Raw genomic sequence first — 15,325 nt, 5'->3', positions numbered from 1 at the left:
TTGTTTACTGTACAGCCAGATATACAAAGGATCTGTAAAAGACATATATGAAACTTAAATATCATCAATAAATTATTTGGACAAGGATATATGTCCCACTATTTACAAAATATATCTGGCTGTACACTAAACAATAATTAAAATGTATTCTCAATCCATATCATAAATACAATGCCCCATATACAGCATTCTCTTTCCCTATAGGGAAACTTTTATTCATCAATGGGTTTTTTGCACCCAATGTTTTTTGTATTCTGCCATAGAGTGATTGGTTAGCAAATGTCTCACCTGTAAGTGTGATGACTGTGGCTTCTGTTTTATCCATGAGTTGAGGGACTATCTCTCCTATATAGTCACCCAAAGACTCATAAATACTATAACACATGAAGTTACTCTCAACACCCCCTAGCTGATAACTCATGATACTTGTCAAAAATGCGTAGTTATCAAAACGGTTGTCTTTAACCCTAGTGTCTATTTGTAGTCCACCTTTACCTAAAAAGCTCAATGCTTCAGCTGATATACCTTCAATACTCTCATCTTCAAGACCTAAAGCAATGGCTGTCACTTCAAAGATATCCATATCACCTTCGAGATTATCTAAACGATCAAATACTTCAGGATATGCTTTCTTGTAATTTCCTACAAGCCTATCTGATCCTTCTCTAAGTGTACTTACCTTTTCCCAAAGGTTATCTGATTCAAACGCTATCGCAGGTACAGCATTAATAACTTTTTTTCCATTGTAGTAGAGAAAGTTCAGTGAACCATCGAAATGTACACCTATAGCTTTTTGGCCTACTTTATAGTGCTCTGCAAGTACAGACATCATTGAGGCTTCATACTGTTCAAAACGATGTTCATTGCTATGACCACCATCAAAATCTTCTGTTTCTAGTACATAGAGTTCTTCAGTATCTACTGTGTCAAATACGGCTACAGAGTCTATCACACTCTGTTTTCCTGTTTGTACACATGCTAAATCATGGGCTACTATTACTCTATTTTTATTACTCTGCACCGCTGCTGGGAATAATATACGCTTACCAGAAACAAATAATTTTTTGTCTTGGTTTATAAATATCTTCATATCCTGTTGAGGGTTAATAGGCATATCAAAATCCACTAAGAAATCTGCCTCTTCATCACTGTCACACTCGATGTATGATATGTACTGAAGTCCAGCAGTCATAAGTTCACGTGCAAGAAGCATAGTCATACCATCATCTGGATACTTCACTTGTACACTTGAGCCATAGAGTGCTTTTAGCTCATCACTTTTGGTAGCAACTCTAAGTAACGGTCTCTCGATACTCAGAAGTGCATTAAATTCTTGCTCTACCATCATGAGATGTACATTAAATCCATTGACGTCAGCCATTAGTAGTGTACTTGTAACTGGGCTATACTCAGCGGTAGGTTTAAAAAACTTTCTAAAGCCATGTGTCGTTTTCATCAACACGTGCTTACCTTTTGCTATGGCTCTGCCGCTAACCTCAAAAAGTCTTCTATAATCACCTTTGTTCAGTGCTAAGTGTTCACTCTCTTTGTCCAACATACGTATCGCTATACCACACTCTATACATGAAATGAGTGGATAGTCTAAACGTAAAGCATTCTTTTTAGTTTCACTTAGACAGTCTTCGCAAGGTGCAAGAAACTTCATAAAAGTATTGGGACGTTCGTAAGGGTATTTATCTACAAATGGATGTTGAGAACCACAGTGATTACAGGAAGTAAAAGGGTAATAGTAACGCCGACTGCTTACATCAAACATTTCTTTCTGACATGTTGGACACGGAGCAATATTTAGAGGTAATTTCGACTTAGAAACAGGCATTAGCACTGGTTTTTCCTCTGCAAAATAGTGTTTACCTTTACCCAGGAACAGTGATGCAGGTATGATTTCTTCAATGCCAAGTAAAAAATGTTCAAGATTTTCATCATCTTTGTTAAATATCATAGTTATTTTCTCTGCACTCTGCAGTACATCTACTTCTACTTGTTCTTGTCTAGCATATGCCCTGATGAGCTCTGCTATATAATTTTTGTTTGATGAAAACTCGATTTCAAAAATAAAGTACATTTAGGCTCCTAATAATTATTTACTACACAACCAGACACAAAGAATGAAGAACATACGAATGGGAGGAAGCATGTTACCTTTTAAATCAAATTGCTGTGTATGCTATTGAACACAATGAATTGATTGTCTGGCTGTGTACTAAACAATGATATTTTAACTATACATTAAATAGTGATTAACTATAATTATATATTACTCAATTGGGTTCAGCTGAAGTAAGTTGGTTACTTAAAATCAAGGTGGAACAATAAACATATTTATCTATGTGAAGATGGACAAACATATGTTTTACCTACCCAGCTGAGTACTATATAATCCTAATTTATACTAACATTGACATGTCATTGTAATCTGCCATTTTGGGATTAGCATAGGCATCTATTATAGTCTCAAAGGAAACTCGACTACAAAGAGTTCTTTTCAATCTAACACCAGAGTTTTCCAACTCTTCTAAAGTGGCATCTACAAGTTTTGGCATATGACTAAGTACTGAATTAGTCAGTCCATTGCATACATCTATGATGTCCTCGGGAACCATAGTAATAAGTTGTACTTCTCCCATATCTTCATGAAAAGAACATATCTCAAGCATCATGGTGATCTCAACTTCGTTTGCAGTTTGGCGTGTGCCACCTTGAGCCATAACTTCTTCACTTGATTCAGAGTATATAGTACCTATATCACCATCTTTAGAACTCGTACCTACAATAATAACTTTATCATACTCTTGATAGTAGGTCATGAGGCTAAACCCCAATGTCCCACCTTCTACAATAGTTAAATTATCTGGAATATGGTAATTTTCTTCTATATACTTTACAAGATAAACACCAAGTCCCTCATCATGAAACATAATATTTCCTATACCGATGAGTGCTATTTTTTGATAGACCATTTTTATATATTAAGACAAAAAAGCACTATGCTTCTTTGTCATCCTCCTTTATTTTTACATACTTACCGCCACCTATCACAATATTAATATCACCTTCTTTCCAGAAAATGCTACGCCATACTTGATAATAAATATGAAAGACTACCCAAGCAATGATCCACCACATTGTATAATGGTGTGAAATACGCACATCCATGATAGAAGCTGTAGGCCCAGAACCGATTAACCAGCCACTTACGGGAATTGTCCAATCTGTTATAAGGTGTAACATCCATGGCCACCACTCACCAATTGAACTAAGGCCAGAAGCTAAACCATGTACATACAACTGAAGTCCAGTCAAAAGCATCCACACTAGCAACAAGTGGAAGATCGTGAAATAAACTGAATTAAAACTATCAAGATAGCTTGAATCAAACTTTTTACGTTTATTAAGTGTCACAAGATTTAAAAATACCTCAAAAAACTGTTTTATATTACTCTGCGTAGGTATGTCTTTTTTATATGGTTTCACCTTGAGGAAACGTGTTGAAAAAGCAAGATAAAAAATGACAATCGATGTAACATCAAAAATAATTGCAACAATAAAATGTCCCCAACGGTTCCATGCCATGACATATTTATCTACAGCAGGATCAGCAATAAAGGTCTGATAATAAGGATGAGCAATATAAAGCCCCGTTGCTACAGCAACAATCATCGAAAAAACATTGGTCCAGTGGATGATACGCGTGGTGGCGTTCATCCGTTCAATTTTTTTATATCCGGGTTTCATAATATACTCCTTAGAAGGCACAGGTAGGGTCAACTTTATATACAGCTAACTCCTTACCTTTTGTGTCCACTACATGTACCGCACAAGCAATACAAGGATCAAAGCTATGAATAGTTCTAATAATTTCTAACGGTTCCTCAGGGTTAGCTACTTTTGTACCTATAAGACTTGCTTCATAAGCACCCATTTCACCATTTGGACCTCTAGGGCCTGCATTCCACGTTGATGGAACAACGGCTTGATAGTTTTCAACCTTTCCATCTTTGATTTTTACCCAGTGTCCTAAAGATCCTCTTGGTGCTTCAGCAAGTCCGACACCTTTTGTATCAACACTTACACTATCAAAATCAAACTCTGTCCATGTACTAAGGTCACCCATTGCAGCATTTTTTGCCAACTCGCCAACCCACTCCTTCATCGCATCACACATAAGCTCAGTTTCAATAGCCCGTGCAGCTGTTCTACCTACAGTTGAGAAGAGAACAGTTAATGGCAATCCTGATCTTTTTAAAAAATTACCTACATATTTTTTAATTCTCTTATCGCCTTTTGCATATCCAACCACCATACGAGCAAGTGGCCCAACTTCTACTTTTTTACCATCATAAAGAGGAGATTTAATCCAAGAGTACTTTTCATCTGTTTTTAAGTAAGAATATCCATCTTCTTTTTTCTCAAGCCCTGTAAATTTAGGGATAGTTGTCCCCTCATATGGATGTTCAGGAGCACCTGTACCTTCATACCAAGAATGTGTTACATCTTCCGTAATCTTTTCTTGCTCAACTTCAAATACTTTGCTGATATCACCATCAAGTACAAGACCTGAAGGGAAAAGAGTTGCTGAATTATAAAAACCTGTATCGTCAAGTCTAAAATCTCCATAAGTCATATAGGAGAGTATTCCTCCACCTGTCCCACCTACACCTTTATATGTTGCATCGGTATCTGTTGCCTCTTTAGCATACATAGTACCTGCCATATAAATATCTGGAAGATATGCCCTCTTAACAAAATCTGTAGAATCTTTCAGCAATTGCTGATAAAGCGATATCCTAGCAGGATTTTTAATATCTTGAACACAAGTAACACCACCAACAACGATAGATTGAGGGTGAGGGTTCTTTCCACCAAAAATAGCTTGCATCTTTGCCATATCTCGTTGTATATCAAGTGCTTTAAGATAGTGAGCCACACCAATCAGATTTTGTTCTGGTGTAAGTTCATAATGATCGTTACCCCAATATCCATTACCAAAGATACCCAGCCTTCCCTCTTTTACAAACTTGATTATACGCTCCTGAATAACTTTAAATTCATTGGGATCTGAGATATATGGAGCAACCCCTGCCACCTTACCCCATTTAGCTGCTTCAACTGCTGTTAAATAAGGGTCTGCTTTGGTTGCCGCTACAACATCGACAAAATCAAGTGCATGTAAATGATAGAAGTGTACAAGATGATCATGTATATACAGAGCTCCTTGAATTAAATTTCTAACAAGTCTTGCATTTTTAGGGATAGTAATATCAAATGCATCTTCTACCGCTTCAATACTTCTTTGGTAGTGTGTACCAGTACATACACCACAAATACGCATAGCCATCAAACCACAATCTCTTGGGTCTCTTCCTTTAAGTATTGTTTCTATTCCTCTAAACATTGTTGATGAACTAAATGCATCTACAATCGTATTATCTTTATCTATTACTGCTTCAATCCTAAGATGACCTTCAATTCTTGTAATTGGATCAACAATAATATGCTTTTTACCTGATCTGTCAGTTTTATGATAGCCCTTTGAGTCTACTGATTCCATTGATTCAGTAACTGTTCCTTGATTATTAATTTGCATTATGACTCTCCTTTATCTACTCTTTTACCTGCAATTGCACTTGCTGCCGCATGAATACCTATACCTATACCTGCTGCTGTGAGTAAACCTAAACCAAACTCATCAACCGTCTTTTCAACGCCACCTGTAGGGGCTTTAATATTTGCATCTGACATCGGTCTTTCATACGCATATTTGTCCCAGAAATCTGGCTCAGAACAACCTATACAACCTCTACCAACACCAATAGGCCAATTCACGCCTTCGTTATATCTAATAATTGAACAGTTATTAAATGTCATAGGACCTTTACATCCTACTTTATAGAGACAGAAGTTATTTTTCGCACCTTCATCACCCCATTCCTCAACATATTCTCCAGCATCAAAGTGCGCTCTTCTTTCACAGTTGTCATGTATTCTATAACCAAAAGCAAACTTTGGTCTAAGCAGAGAATCAAGTTCAGGTATAGAACCAGTCAATACATAGTGTAAAATAACCCCTACCATATTTGAAGGGTTGGCAGGACATGCTGGTATATTTATAACTGGCTTACCTTTCACAACATCCATAACACCTACAGCATCTGTAGGATTTGGTGCAGCTGCAGGGATACCACCATACGTTGCACAAGATCCTATGGCAACTACAGCCGCAGCACCTTCAGACATACGCAGTAAATGGTCATGGAATGTTTCAGCTTTTGCACCAATTGTTCCATACTGACCGTTCATGCCCATAGGAATCGCACCTTCTACACATAGAAGATATTTTCCATGAAAATGCTCTGCAGCTTCATCCATTTGTTTCTCAGCTTGGTGACCAGAAGCTGCCTGAAGTGTTTCATGAAATTCAAGAGAGATGATATCTAAGATAATCTCATCTATTTGTGGTCCATCTGATCTTAAAAGTGCTTCCGAGTTGCCAGCACAATCTTGAAGTTCTATCCATATTACTGGTACGCGATTCATCAAAACAGCAGCTTGAGCAACAAGTGGGGTAAATGATGCAGGTAGCATCAACATTGCAGTCGTTGCAGATGCCCACTTAAGGAAATCTCTTCTCTCTATACCTTCCTCTTCAATACTTTCTCTGAAATCCATTCTATTATTTAGAGGTTGTAATTTTTCTAATTCTTTAAGTCTATTTTGACATTTATCATATAATTCATCATAATAGGCATCACCTTTATTTGTTTCTACTTTCGCACTTTGTGCCGTAAAAAGTTTTTTTACGGATTCTTGTCTATCCATACTCATCGTTTCTCCTTTTTTAAGTGAATGAACATTCAGTATAGTATAAAATATAAGCTTAAACTAAAATGAATCATTATTCATTTTAGTTAAATATTTATTAAAAATTTATTAAACTACATAATAAATATTAATCCTATGGTTGATCAGACCATTCATTACTGCTATATGTAGTACTATTGCCAGCTAATACCCACATTTGATAGATTGATACTATCCACATAAAAGAAAATGCCATGATGTATCCAAAACCACCAATTATTGTAAACCATGCGAAGCTTGGGAATATGGATGTAATCCACCAAGATGAGATATCAATGATCAGGAATGCAAACGGTATAGCAATAATAAAAGCTTTAAGTTTTGCATTAATTCCAACTGCCAAAGAAAAAATAAACCCCACAAAGATGAAGATAAATGCAATACCAAAAAGATGTATGTGAGATACCCTTGTAAGAGAATCAACCGATGCACCCATATCCACTTTGGCTACTTCTGCCGTATCTTCATACTCTTTAAAGGAAGTTAATCCCGGTATGGTACTATGACACTGTACGCAGTTCGCTTCAAATATAGGCTGTACTTCTTTTTTCCAATGTTCTAATGGTGCACCTTCTCTTGCCCACTTTACAAGTGTTGCCCTATCCTTATCATTGGCTTTGTCTTTCATAGAACCGTGTAATTTCACTTCAAGTTTACTACTGTTTCTATTTCCATGATAACTATATACTACGTCTTCGACTGATACACCTATTTTACCATCTGCCATACCATGTGTAAGCAAAATTTGCATCCCTGCCATTAAGAATCCTATCCCCATAACCAATAAGTAACCTGTAAACAGTGTTCTCACTGAAATACTAAGAGAAGGAAGATTTAGTTGACTCATCACTTTATTATGCATTAAGTATTTCCTATTTTATTTATTTTATATCATTAAATATATTTATATTAAAAATGAATAATGATTCAGTATAGTAGATAAAGGAAGCTTAAAATAAAATGAATAGGTATTCAATTTATTGAAAATAGTTTAATTTATTGATTTATTGTGTAGTACAGACAGAGCAAACATCAAAAGTACGAAAGATAAATGTTGCTTCTTCAATGCTGCTGGTACCTATCATAGCTTGTACGGCGATGCCTTGTTCTTCTTTTGTTCCATGACTGAGGTTCCACTGCGTTGGGGTAATGATATCATAGTTTGTGATGATTCTATCCTTTACTCTCGTCTTATGTATCAGCGAACCTCTTGCAGCTTCCACGACACCTGTTCCCTCAAATTCATCAGGTCTAACATTTTTATCTAATACACATGAAGGTTCATCAAGCTTTAGATTTTGCAGTAAATTTTTAGAATATTCCAGTAATAGTGCAACTTCATGCACACGTGCAAAGATACGTGTGAACATAGAATCCTTGTAACTTTTATGCAAACTTTTAACTATAGGTGTTTTAGCCACCATCCCTCTAGCAAGTGGTCCAACTTCATACAACTTTTGTTTGTAAGTCACTGCCTTAGCCATAGTACCTGGTTGTATTTCTTCTTCTACGTAGCTTGTATCAACATTTGATACTGTAGTAATGATCGATTTACCTGGCTTAAAAATTGAACAATCTCCAAAGACGATAAATCTACCATGAGTCTTTCCAGCTTTTACCATATCATTCACAGATATAAGATGCAATAAATTTCCAAAATCACCTTCTATTTGATTCAATGAAGTAACTGAATCTATAGTTAAATACGTATCCATAGATCCTCCTATCATTACGTCTTCAAAGAACTTAATACACTCATATACTAGACTTTCTGCTTGCATTACATCAAGATGTGTAGGATCACAAGTTACACCACCTGGTACTGCATAAGAAGAATGAGGCCATTGTCCTGCGAATATAGCCAAAGCTTTAGTAATAATACTTGAAAGATACGTTGCCTTAATAGCATAATTCTCATTACTTTGTTTACCCACATATTTTTCAAACTGTGGGATAATGGTCAAGTAAAACCACTTTACATGGTTTTGTATGAGTTCGCAAGCTAAAGTAAATTCTCGTATGTCATTCGCCTTGGAACTTAGGTTCACCCTTAGTCCTGCATTTTCATAACCATTTTCAATGGCGCGTACTGCTGTCAATAAATGTGCATGATTGCAGATGCCGCACACGCGTGGAGTAATTACTAATGCATCACGTGCATCTTTACCTCTAAGTATCTCTTCTATGCCACGGTAGAATCCAAAGTTTATATTTACATCTTCAATCTTACCTTTATTAAACGTAAAGTCAAGTTCTGCTTCGCCTTCTATCTTCTCTATAAGTTGTTTAATAGTGACTTTATTCATTTATCATATTCCATAATTCGCTCTGAAAAACGTTTAATGTGGAAACTCTTAGTCACACCCGTGAGCGTCAAGTATGCACGTTTTGGAATACCTAAAGGCATCTTATCGGGGATTCCCATATTGGTTTTTGTACTAAACAATGACTCCCCTGGGTAGTTAGGTTCGGTACAACCAAAGCATGGTGTACCTACACGTGTTTTAGAACTTGTGTCGTTCCATAATATCTTATTACAACTTCCTCGCGTATAAGGTCCTTGACAGCCTTGTTCATAAAAAAGACACCCTTCTTTGAGTCCAAAGTTTTTTGTGTCTATCTTCCATTCAAAGTACTCGTTACGTGTACAGCCCGTATGCACAGTGTACCCATAAAGCTCAACAGGACGGTGCAAATTGTCTCTAGGAATGTCCTTCTTACCCGCTATCATTAAAAGTACATAAGAGAGCCACTTAGGATGTATGGGACAACCCGGGAGTGAAATGAGCTTAGAAGCATAGATTTGATAACGCTTTGTTTTTTCCTCTCCATCAAAACAAAAACCAGAAATACTCTTAGGATCCTTTTGTTTAAATATCCCACCAAACGTTGCACATGTTCCTGCTGAGATAATATGCTTAGCTTTTTCTGCATATAGTTCTATAAGAGATGACACTTCCACCCCACCTTTTACAAAGCCAACTTCGCGAAAAGACCCTTCAAGGATGAGTACATCACAAGGGACTACACCTGCTATAATATCTTCCATACTATAGTCGGTATCAAGTGCAGGATGATGTACGAGTTCAAAATGTGAAAGTATAGAAAAAAGGTCTGGATGATTTAAAAAAGAGTGCGTGTTCCCATTGCAAGTAATGGACTGTAGCCAAAGCAATTTAGGTTTGTTTTGGCCTGTCATCTTTTACGCCTTTAAAGCGTTATAAATGTTATTCGAAATGTCATCTATATAATAATCTATATCATTAGGCAAAACATTTTCACCGTTGAGAAATACCATCCCACCCAAATAACCCATAAAAAGTCCAAAAGCAGAAAAAAAGTCCTGATCGCGTAACTCTTTTGAAGAAACAGCACTATCAAAGAAAATCATAATCTCAGTAATAAATCCAGAAACACATACCATACCTTCACAACCATCAGAAAATACTTCTCTGTTAGACAAGTAAACGCGCAGGAAATAGTCTATCATTTCAGGTTTTTCTTTTGCCATAGTAAAATAAACTTCAACTATTTTGTGGATTTTCTCTTTAGCACTTATATCCATCATATTAACTTCTCTTATTTTCTCGCCTAATGCCTCTGAAGTATATTTGATGATTGCTTGTGCCAAAATATCTTTAGATGAAAAATAATTATATACATTTCCAACACTCATATGAAGTTTTCCTGCAATATCAGGTATAGTTGTTTTATGAAAACCGTTTATAGAGAAAAGTTGCAAGGCAGTTTGTATAATAGACTCTCTTTTTAATGCTTTTTTATCTTCTATCTTCAAAAATATCCTTTTTTTGTATTTAAAGCATTCTAACATAATTATTTTGTATATTTAAATGTTGATAAAAAATTGAGATAGAAATAAGTAAAAAATATAGAGAAAAAAGTGTCACTTCATGAAAATACTTAGGTGAACTCATTTCTTCGATTTAAAAGGGAAAACTGCTACAGAAATAATTTCAAAAGTAAGTACTTAAGCAGATGAAAACATACTCATCTTCAGATAACAATAATTATACCTATTTACAATATATTTAATACTTAATAGTGATTGTATCTTATTTTTATTTTTTGATTTTCACTATTCCACCTATATTAAACTATATAATTCTATTTGAGCATTGCCATTCTTGGTACCTTATTCTACTGCTTATGTCTCTATACATGTTGGTGCAATCTGAACATAAATTATATTATATAAGAAAAATCAAAGTCAAATTACAGTATTATATCGCTTCAAAATTCTTGCTCATTTTTGAACGAGTTAAAGAGAACTCGAATGTATATGGGCTATTAAACCAAAAGGACCACCATGGCAGAAAGAAGAAAATTCAAAAAAAGATTTTGTAAATATTGTGAATCAAAAGTAGACTATATAGACTACAAAGACTTGGGATTACTTAAATTCTCACTTAGCGAGAGATTTAAAATCATGCCAAGAAGACTCACTGGTAACTGTAAAAGACACCAAGAGCTTGTTACAGGAGCTATCAAAAGAGCTAGACAAACAGCACTTATTCCTTATATCGTAGATAGAAAAAATGTTGTTGAAAATCCATTTGAAAACCTTAAATAGATTTTAGCTTACATAAAGTCCATCTTCAAGGTGGACTTATTCATATTATACATCCCCCCCACATTACACTTTTTCCAATATACAAAACCGTTTATCCCCTTTCTCAATATTAACATACAACCGTAATCATAAGATTTTTTCAATGTAAATCTATTGTATTGTCATCATTTTACAATGTTGGCTGATGATGGTGTATTAGATACACTATCAGAAGTGTACCTGTGCTAACCGATCCTTTCTATCTTTACTGCATTGTGATTATAATCAGGCTGCAGGGATTCTCTGTCAAACAGATCATTGGTTAGATAGTTGACCTCACGGTTGCTTATCGGTATGAAGATACATTTTTCATGCACATCTTTTGTGATCAGCGCTTTGGTGACCAGCTCTCCTCTTTGTGAGATCACTTTGATCCTGTCGTCATTCTGAATACCTAATTTTTGTGCATCATTGGGATGGATCTCACAAAAGTTCAATGGCTTGTGCAACAGCAATGTCTGAGGAAGATTTGTTTTCGTACCGCTATGCCACTGATCTCTTGTTCTTCCTGTCAAAAGTAGAAATGGAAACTCCAAATTTGTCTTTTCACTCTTTAACTTGTTTTCTACGAAGAAGAGGTTTCCTTTTTTGTCCGGGGTTAAAAAATGTTTGATCTTTTCACCCCATACAAACGGTTTGTAGGTCAGTGCATCGTAGTCTGCCTCTGAGATATCCATGTACTCATTGAGTTTGGTCATTTTTTGATACTCTTCAAAGATCTCTTTAGGACTGTTAAAATCAAACGCTTTGCCAAAACCCAACTCTTTTGCCAGTAGCTGAAATATTTCCCAGTCTGCTTTACAGTCAATGGATGTACGTGTGAGACGCTCTTGTTTGGTGATCGTACGATCAAGATTGGTCTGAGTGCCTTCTTTTTCACCCCAAGGGGCTGCAGGAAGTCTGATATGTGCATACTTGGCTGTTTCAGAATTCTCATAGGCATTGATCTCAACGACCAGGGGGATCTTTGATAATTGTTTTTCCACCCTTTTTCTATGAGGCAGATGATAGACAGGATCCGTATGACAGATAATAAGGACATCCAGGTTCGCATCGATCATCTGCGTTGCGGTCAACCCCGGTTTGTTGTCAATCTTATCGGTTTTCCAAAACTTTGATACCTTTTGGATACTCTCATCATCAAAACCAAGATGTACCGCTAACATGGTAGAGAGTCCTCCCACTTCCCTTCCTCCCATAGCGTTAGGTTGCCCGGTAAGGCTAAGAGGTCCATTTCCTTCTCTAAAGATCTTCCCTGTAAGAAGATGGGTATTGAGCAGTGCCAGATTTTTGTCTACGCCCTGTACAGACTGATTGAGTCCCATGGTCCATGCGGTAATGATGTTGTCACTTTCCTTATAGAGTTCCCAGAATGCATCGAATGATTCTTGTGTCAATCCAGTACGCTTAAGCATCTTGGTCACCGGTACACGTTTGAATTTGTTCTTAAGCAGTTCAAAGTTGTTAATATGCTGTGCCACAAATGCCTTATCATATTTTTCTTCATCAATTAAACGTTTAGAGAGCAGATTGAAAAAGTCGATATCACTTTCCGGTTTTATCGGGAGATAGAGGTCTGCTATTTTGGCTGTATCTGTTTTTCTCGGGTCTATGACCACTACTTTCAAACCATTTTTTTTCGCTTTTTTGATGCTGTTATGAAAAACTACATGGGCTTCTGCCGTGTTCGCACCGGTTAGTATCAGCAGATCGGACTTAAAGATATCATTCATTCTTACCGGTACGAAATCCGCGCCTATCGCCTTTTTATAGGCAACCACTGCACTTGCCATACAGGTACGGCTATTGGTATCCACATTATTGGTACCAAGAAAACCTTTTGCAAGTTTATTGGCAATGTAATAGTCCTCTGTTAAGAGTTGTCCAGACAGATAAAAACCGATCTTATCTTTAGAGGTTTTTTTGATACGCTCCGCGATCAATGCGATCGTACCCTTCCAATCAGAAAGTACAAATGGCTCATCCAGTGCACCTCTCATATGTGGCCTCAACAACCTTGTAGGTGTCTGCATGCTTACCAGTTCCGAGATTCCCTTTGAACAGAGATTTCCTTGATTGGTGGGATACCCTATATTCCCTATGAGCTGTTTCTCATCATACTCCAATCCACATCCTACACCGCAATATCCGCATACTGATTTGATCATTTCTATTACCTCAAATTAGATTTTCTTCCCCCTATTCTAACCATACTTTAATGTAAAGTTAAGTTTAAATTGATTAAAAATTAGACATTTTAATGATTAAAAACTATATATTTCTATGATACTATTTTCATACAAAAACATTTTAATGAAAATTTAAGGAGTAAAAATGTTAAAAAAAGCTTTGAAGCTCGGATTAGGTCTTTCGTTGGTCACTACGGCTCTACTTGCAGATGTAGAAAAGAAAAAGTTGAAAATAGGGTTTATCGCACTGACTGATTGTGCCCCTATCGTTATCGCTAAAGAGAAAGGATTCTTTGAAAAATATGGTCTGGATGTTCATGTCGCCAAAGAGGGTGGCGGATGGCCGGGTATCCAACAAAAAGTAATCAGCGGTGAGTATGACTTCTCTCATGCCCTTGCAGGTATGCCGATTGCTGCAACACTTGGGATCAACGGGAATGCCAACTTGCAAGCCCTGCTCTCTTTGGATTTTAACGGTAACGGTATCACGTACGGAAATAATATTATAAAAGAGATGCAAAAATACGGTATGGACCAGACCAAAAGACCATTAGGGTCAGAGTCGCTGAAAAAATATATCGATGCGAAACATAAAGCAGAAGGTGCAAACTACCAACCGCTGAACTTCGGAATGGTACACCCGGTTTCCACACACAACTATGAACTGAGATACTGGATGGCGAGTTCGGGGATCAAACCTGATGAGGATACAACGATCAAACCTTTCCCTCCCCCTACCATGCCTTCAAACCTGATCGCAGGTAATATCGAAGGGTACTGTGTTGGGGAACCTTGGAACGAACGTATCGTACTGAAGAAAAAAGGTTCTACCCTGGTAACCAACTATGATATCTGGAACAATAACCCTGAAAAAGTACTTCAAGCAAGAGCGGATTTTGTTGAGAAATACCCTGAAACGACCAAAGCAGTGATGAAAGCGGTCATTGAAGCACAAATGTGGTTGGATGAAAGCTGGGAACACAGAAAAGAAGCAGCGAAGATACTCAGTAAACCGAACTATGTAAAAGCACCGGTCAAAGTGCTTGAGAAATCTATGACCGGTACCTTCCAGTATCTTAAAGGACAGGATTCCGAGCCAAACCCTATGTTTAACGTGTTTGCCAACTACTATGCAGCTTATCCTTTTTACAGCCATGGGATGTGGTTCATCACGCAGATGTATCGCTGGGGACAGTTGGATAAAGCGGTCGATATGAAAGAAGTGATCGAAAAAGTCTACAGACCTGATCTTTTTGCAGAGGCTGCCAAAGAAGTAAACTACTCCCTACCACCTAGCCCATGGAAAGTAGACGGTGTGGATGAATACAACAAGTTCATGGATGGAAAGGTGTATGACCCCAATAAGGCAGTGGAGTATATCTACAGTTTCGATGTGACAAATCCAAAAGTAAGCAAAGATGAGCTTATGAAGGCCAATTCATGGACGGTGACAACCAAACAACCCGAGTATGTTTGCCCTTACGGTCCTGCAGGATGTGCTGATCCTAAATATGTGAAATAACACATCAATAATTACAAAGAATACAAAGCTGAATGCTTTGTATTTATACGTGCCTGAAGTAACCTATGTCCAGTTATTTCCTTGACTCAGACTAAACATTAG

At 36.9% G+C, this 15,325-nt stretch carries 12 protein-coding genes; 2 read left to right on the top strand and 10 right to left on the bottom strand.

The annotated features are described in order from the left end of the window. Positions 1–160 precede the first annotated feature (160 nt). The 9 genes from MN086_RS01765 to MN086_RS01725 all read right to left on the bottom strand — a co-directional run bounded on the left by MN086_RS01765 (position 161) and on the right by MN086_RS01725 (position 10,678). Positions 161–2,086 (bottom strand): hypothetical protein, encoded by a 1,926-nt coding sequence (locus MN086_RS01765; RefSeq protein WP_248576346.1) that lies wholly within the window; start codon positions 2,084–2,086, stop codon positions 161–163. Positions 2,087–2,408: 322 nt separating this feature from the next. Next, positions 2,409–2,981 (bottom strand): HyaD/HybD family hydrogenase maturation endopeptidase, encoded by a 573-nt coding sequence (locus tag MN086_RS01760; protein ID WP_248576345.1) that lies wholly within the window; start codon positions 2,979–2,981, stop codon positions 2,409–2,411. Positions 2,982–3,006: 25 nt separating this feature from the next. Then, complete coding sequence (locus MN086_RS01755; protein ID WP_248576344.1) at positions 3,007–3,756, bottom strand: cytochrome b/b6 domain-containing protein; 750 nt, start codon at positions 3,754–3,756, stop codon at positions 3,007–3,009. A 10-nt stretch (positions 3,757–3,766) separates the two neighbouring features. Next, positions 3,767–5,572, bottom strand: a complete 1,806-nt coding sequence (locus MN086_RS01750) for a nickel-dependent hydrogenase large subunit (protein WP_248577073.1) — start codon at positions 5,570–5,572, stop codon at positions 3,767–3,769. 35 nt (positions 5,573–5,607) lie between these two features. After that, positions 5,608–6,846 carry a hydrogenase small subunit gene (locus MN086_RS01745; RefSeq protein WP_248576343.1) on the bottom strand — a complete coding sequence of 413 codons (1,239 nt, stop codon included), beginning with the start codon at positions 6,844–6,846 and terminating at the stop codon, positions 5,608–5,610. A 130-nt stretch (positions 6,847–6,976) separates the two neighbouring features. Then, the gene (locus tag MN086_RS01740) at positions 6,977–7,729 is read right to left on the bottom strand and encodes a hypothetical protein (RefSeq protein ID WP_248576342.1); all 753 of its coding nucleotides are present in this window, start codon (positions 7,727–7,729) and stop codon (positions 6,977–6,979) included. 157 nt (positions 7,730–7,886) lie between these two features. Next, entirely contained in the window at positions 7,887–9,188 is a 1,302-nt protein-coding gene (locus MN086_RS01735) for a nickel-dependent hydrogenase large subunit (RefSeq protein WP_248576341.1), read from the bottom strand. After that, complete coding sequence (locus MN086_RS01730) at positions 9,185–10,081, bottom strand: hydrogenase (RefSeq protein WP_248576340.1); 897 nt, start codon at positions 10,079–10,081, stop codon at positions 9,185–9,187. The genes MN086_RS01735 and MN086_RS01730 overlap by 4 nt, the downstream gene beginning before the upstream one ends. A gap of 3 nt (positions 10,082–10,084) precedes the next feature. Beyond that, positions 10,085–10,678 carry a TetR/AcrR family transcriptional regulator gene (locus tag MN086_RS01725; RefSeq protein ID WP_371875208.1) on the bottom strand — a complete coding sequence of 198 codons (594 nt, stop codon included), beginning with the start codon at positions 10,676–10,678 and terminating at the stop codon, positions 10,085–10,087. Between the two features lie 531 nt (positions 10,679–11,209). Here MN086_RS01725 and rpsR point away from each other — a divergent pair. Then, the gene (gene rpsR, locus MN086_RS01720) at positions 11,210–11,473 is read left to right on the top strand and encodes a 30S ribosomal protein S18 (protein WP_008245396.1); all 264 of its coding nucleotides are present in this window, start codon (positions 11,210–11,212) and stop codon (positions 11,471–11,473) included. Positions 11,474–11,697: 224 nt separating this feature from the next. Here rpsR and MN086_RS01715 read toward each other — a convergent pair whose 3' ends face one another. After that, on the bottom strand, positions 11,698–13,680 hold the full coding sequence (locus tag MN086_RS01715; RefSeq protein WP_248576339.1) for a molybdopterin oxidoreductase family protein: 1,983 nt from the start codon (positions 13,678–13,680) through the stop codon (positions 11,698–11,700). A 166-nt stretch (positions 13,681–13,846) separates the two neighbouring features. Here MN086_RS01715 and MN086_RS01710 point away from each other — a divergent pair, with 166 nt between their 5' ends. Then, positions 13,847–15,223 (top strand): CmpA/NrtA family ABC transporter substrate-binding protein, encoded by a 1,377-nt coding sequence (locus MN086_RS01710; RefSeq protein ID WP_248576338.1) that lies wholly within the window; start codon positions 13,847–13,849, stop codon positions 15,221–15,223. Positions 15,224–15,325: the final 102 nt, after the last annotated feature.

It is taken from the genome of Sulfurovum sp. XGS-02 (assembly GCF_023213175.1).
Taxonomy (GTDB): domain Bacteria; phylum Campylobacterota; class Campylobacteria; order Campylobacterales; family Sulfurovaceae; genus Sulfurovum.
This window is presented reverse-complemented; position numbering and strand designations above follow the sequence as displayed.

What these genes read in the sequence shown, in the direction of transcription:
- MN086_RS01750 (WP_248577073.1), bottom strand. Translation starts at nt 5,572, where the DNA reads ATGGAATCAGTAGACTCAAAGGGCTATCATAAAACTGACAGATCAGGT.
- MN086_RS01765 (WP_248576346.1), bottom strand. Translation starts at nt 2,086, where the DNA reads ATGTACTTTATTTTTGAAATCGAGTTTTCATCAAACAAAAATTATATA.
- MN086_RS01730 (WP_248576340.1), bottom strand. Translation starts at nt 10,081, where the DNA reads ATGACAGGCCAAAACAAACCTAAATTGCTTTGGCTACAGTCCATTACT.
- MN086_RS01735 (WP_248576341.1), bottom strand. Translation starts at nt 9,188, where the DNA reads ATGAATAAAGTCACTATTAAACAACTTATAGAGAAGATAGAAGGCGAA.
- MN086_RS01760 (WP_248576345.1), bottom strand. Translation starts at nt 2,981, where the DNA reads ATGGTCTATCAAAAAATAGCACTCATCGGTATAGGAAATATTATGTTT.
- MN086_RS01710 (WP_248576338.1), top strand. Translation starts at nt 13,847, where the DNA reads ATGTTAAAAAAAGCTTTGAAGCTCGGATTAGGTCTTTCGTTGGTCACT.
- MN086_RS01740 (WP_248576342.1), bottom strand. Translation starts at nt 7,729, where the DNA reads ATGAGTCAACTAAATCTTCCTTCTCTTAGTATTTCAGTGAGAACACTG.
- MN086_RS01745 (WP_248576343.1), bottom strand. Translation starts at nt 6,846, where the DNA reads ATGAGTATGGATAGACAAGAATCCGTAAAAAAACTTTTTACGGCACAA.
- MN086_RS01715 (WP_248576339.1), bottom strand. Translation starts at nt 13,680, where the DNA reads ATGATCAAATCAGTATGCGGATATTGCGGTGTAGGATGTGGATTGGAG.
- rpsR (WP_008245396.1), top strand. Translation starts at nt 11,210, where the DNA reads ATGGCAGAAAGAAGAAAATTCAAAAAAAGATTTTGTAAATATTGTGAA.
- MN086_RS01755 (WP_248576344.1), bottom strand. Translation starts at nt 3,756, where the DNA reads ATGAAACCCGGATATAAAAAAATTGAACGGATGAACGCCACCACGCGT.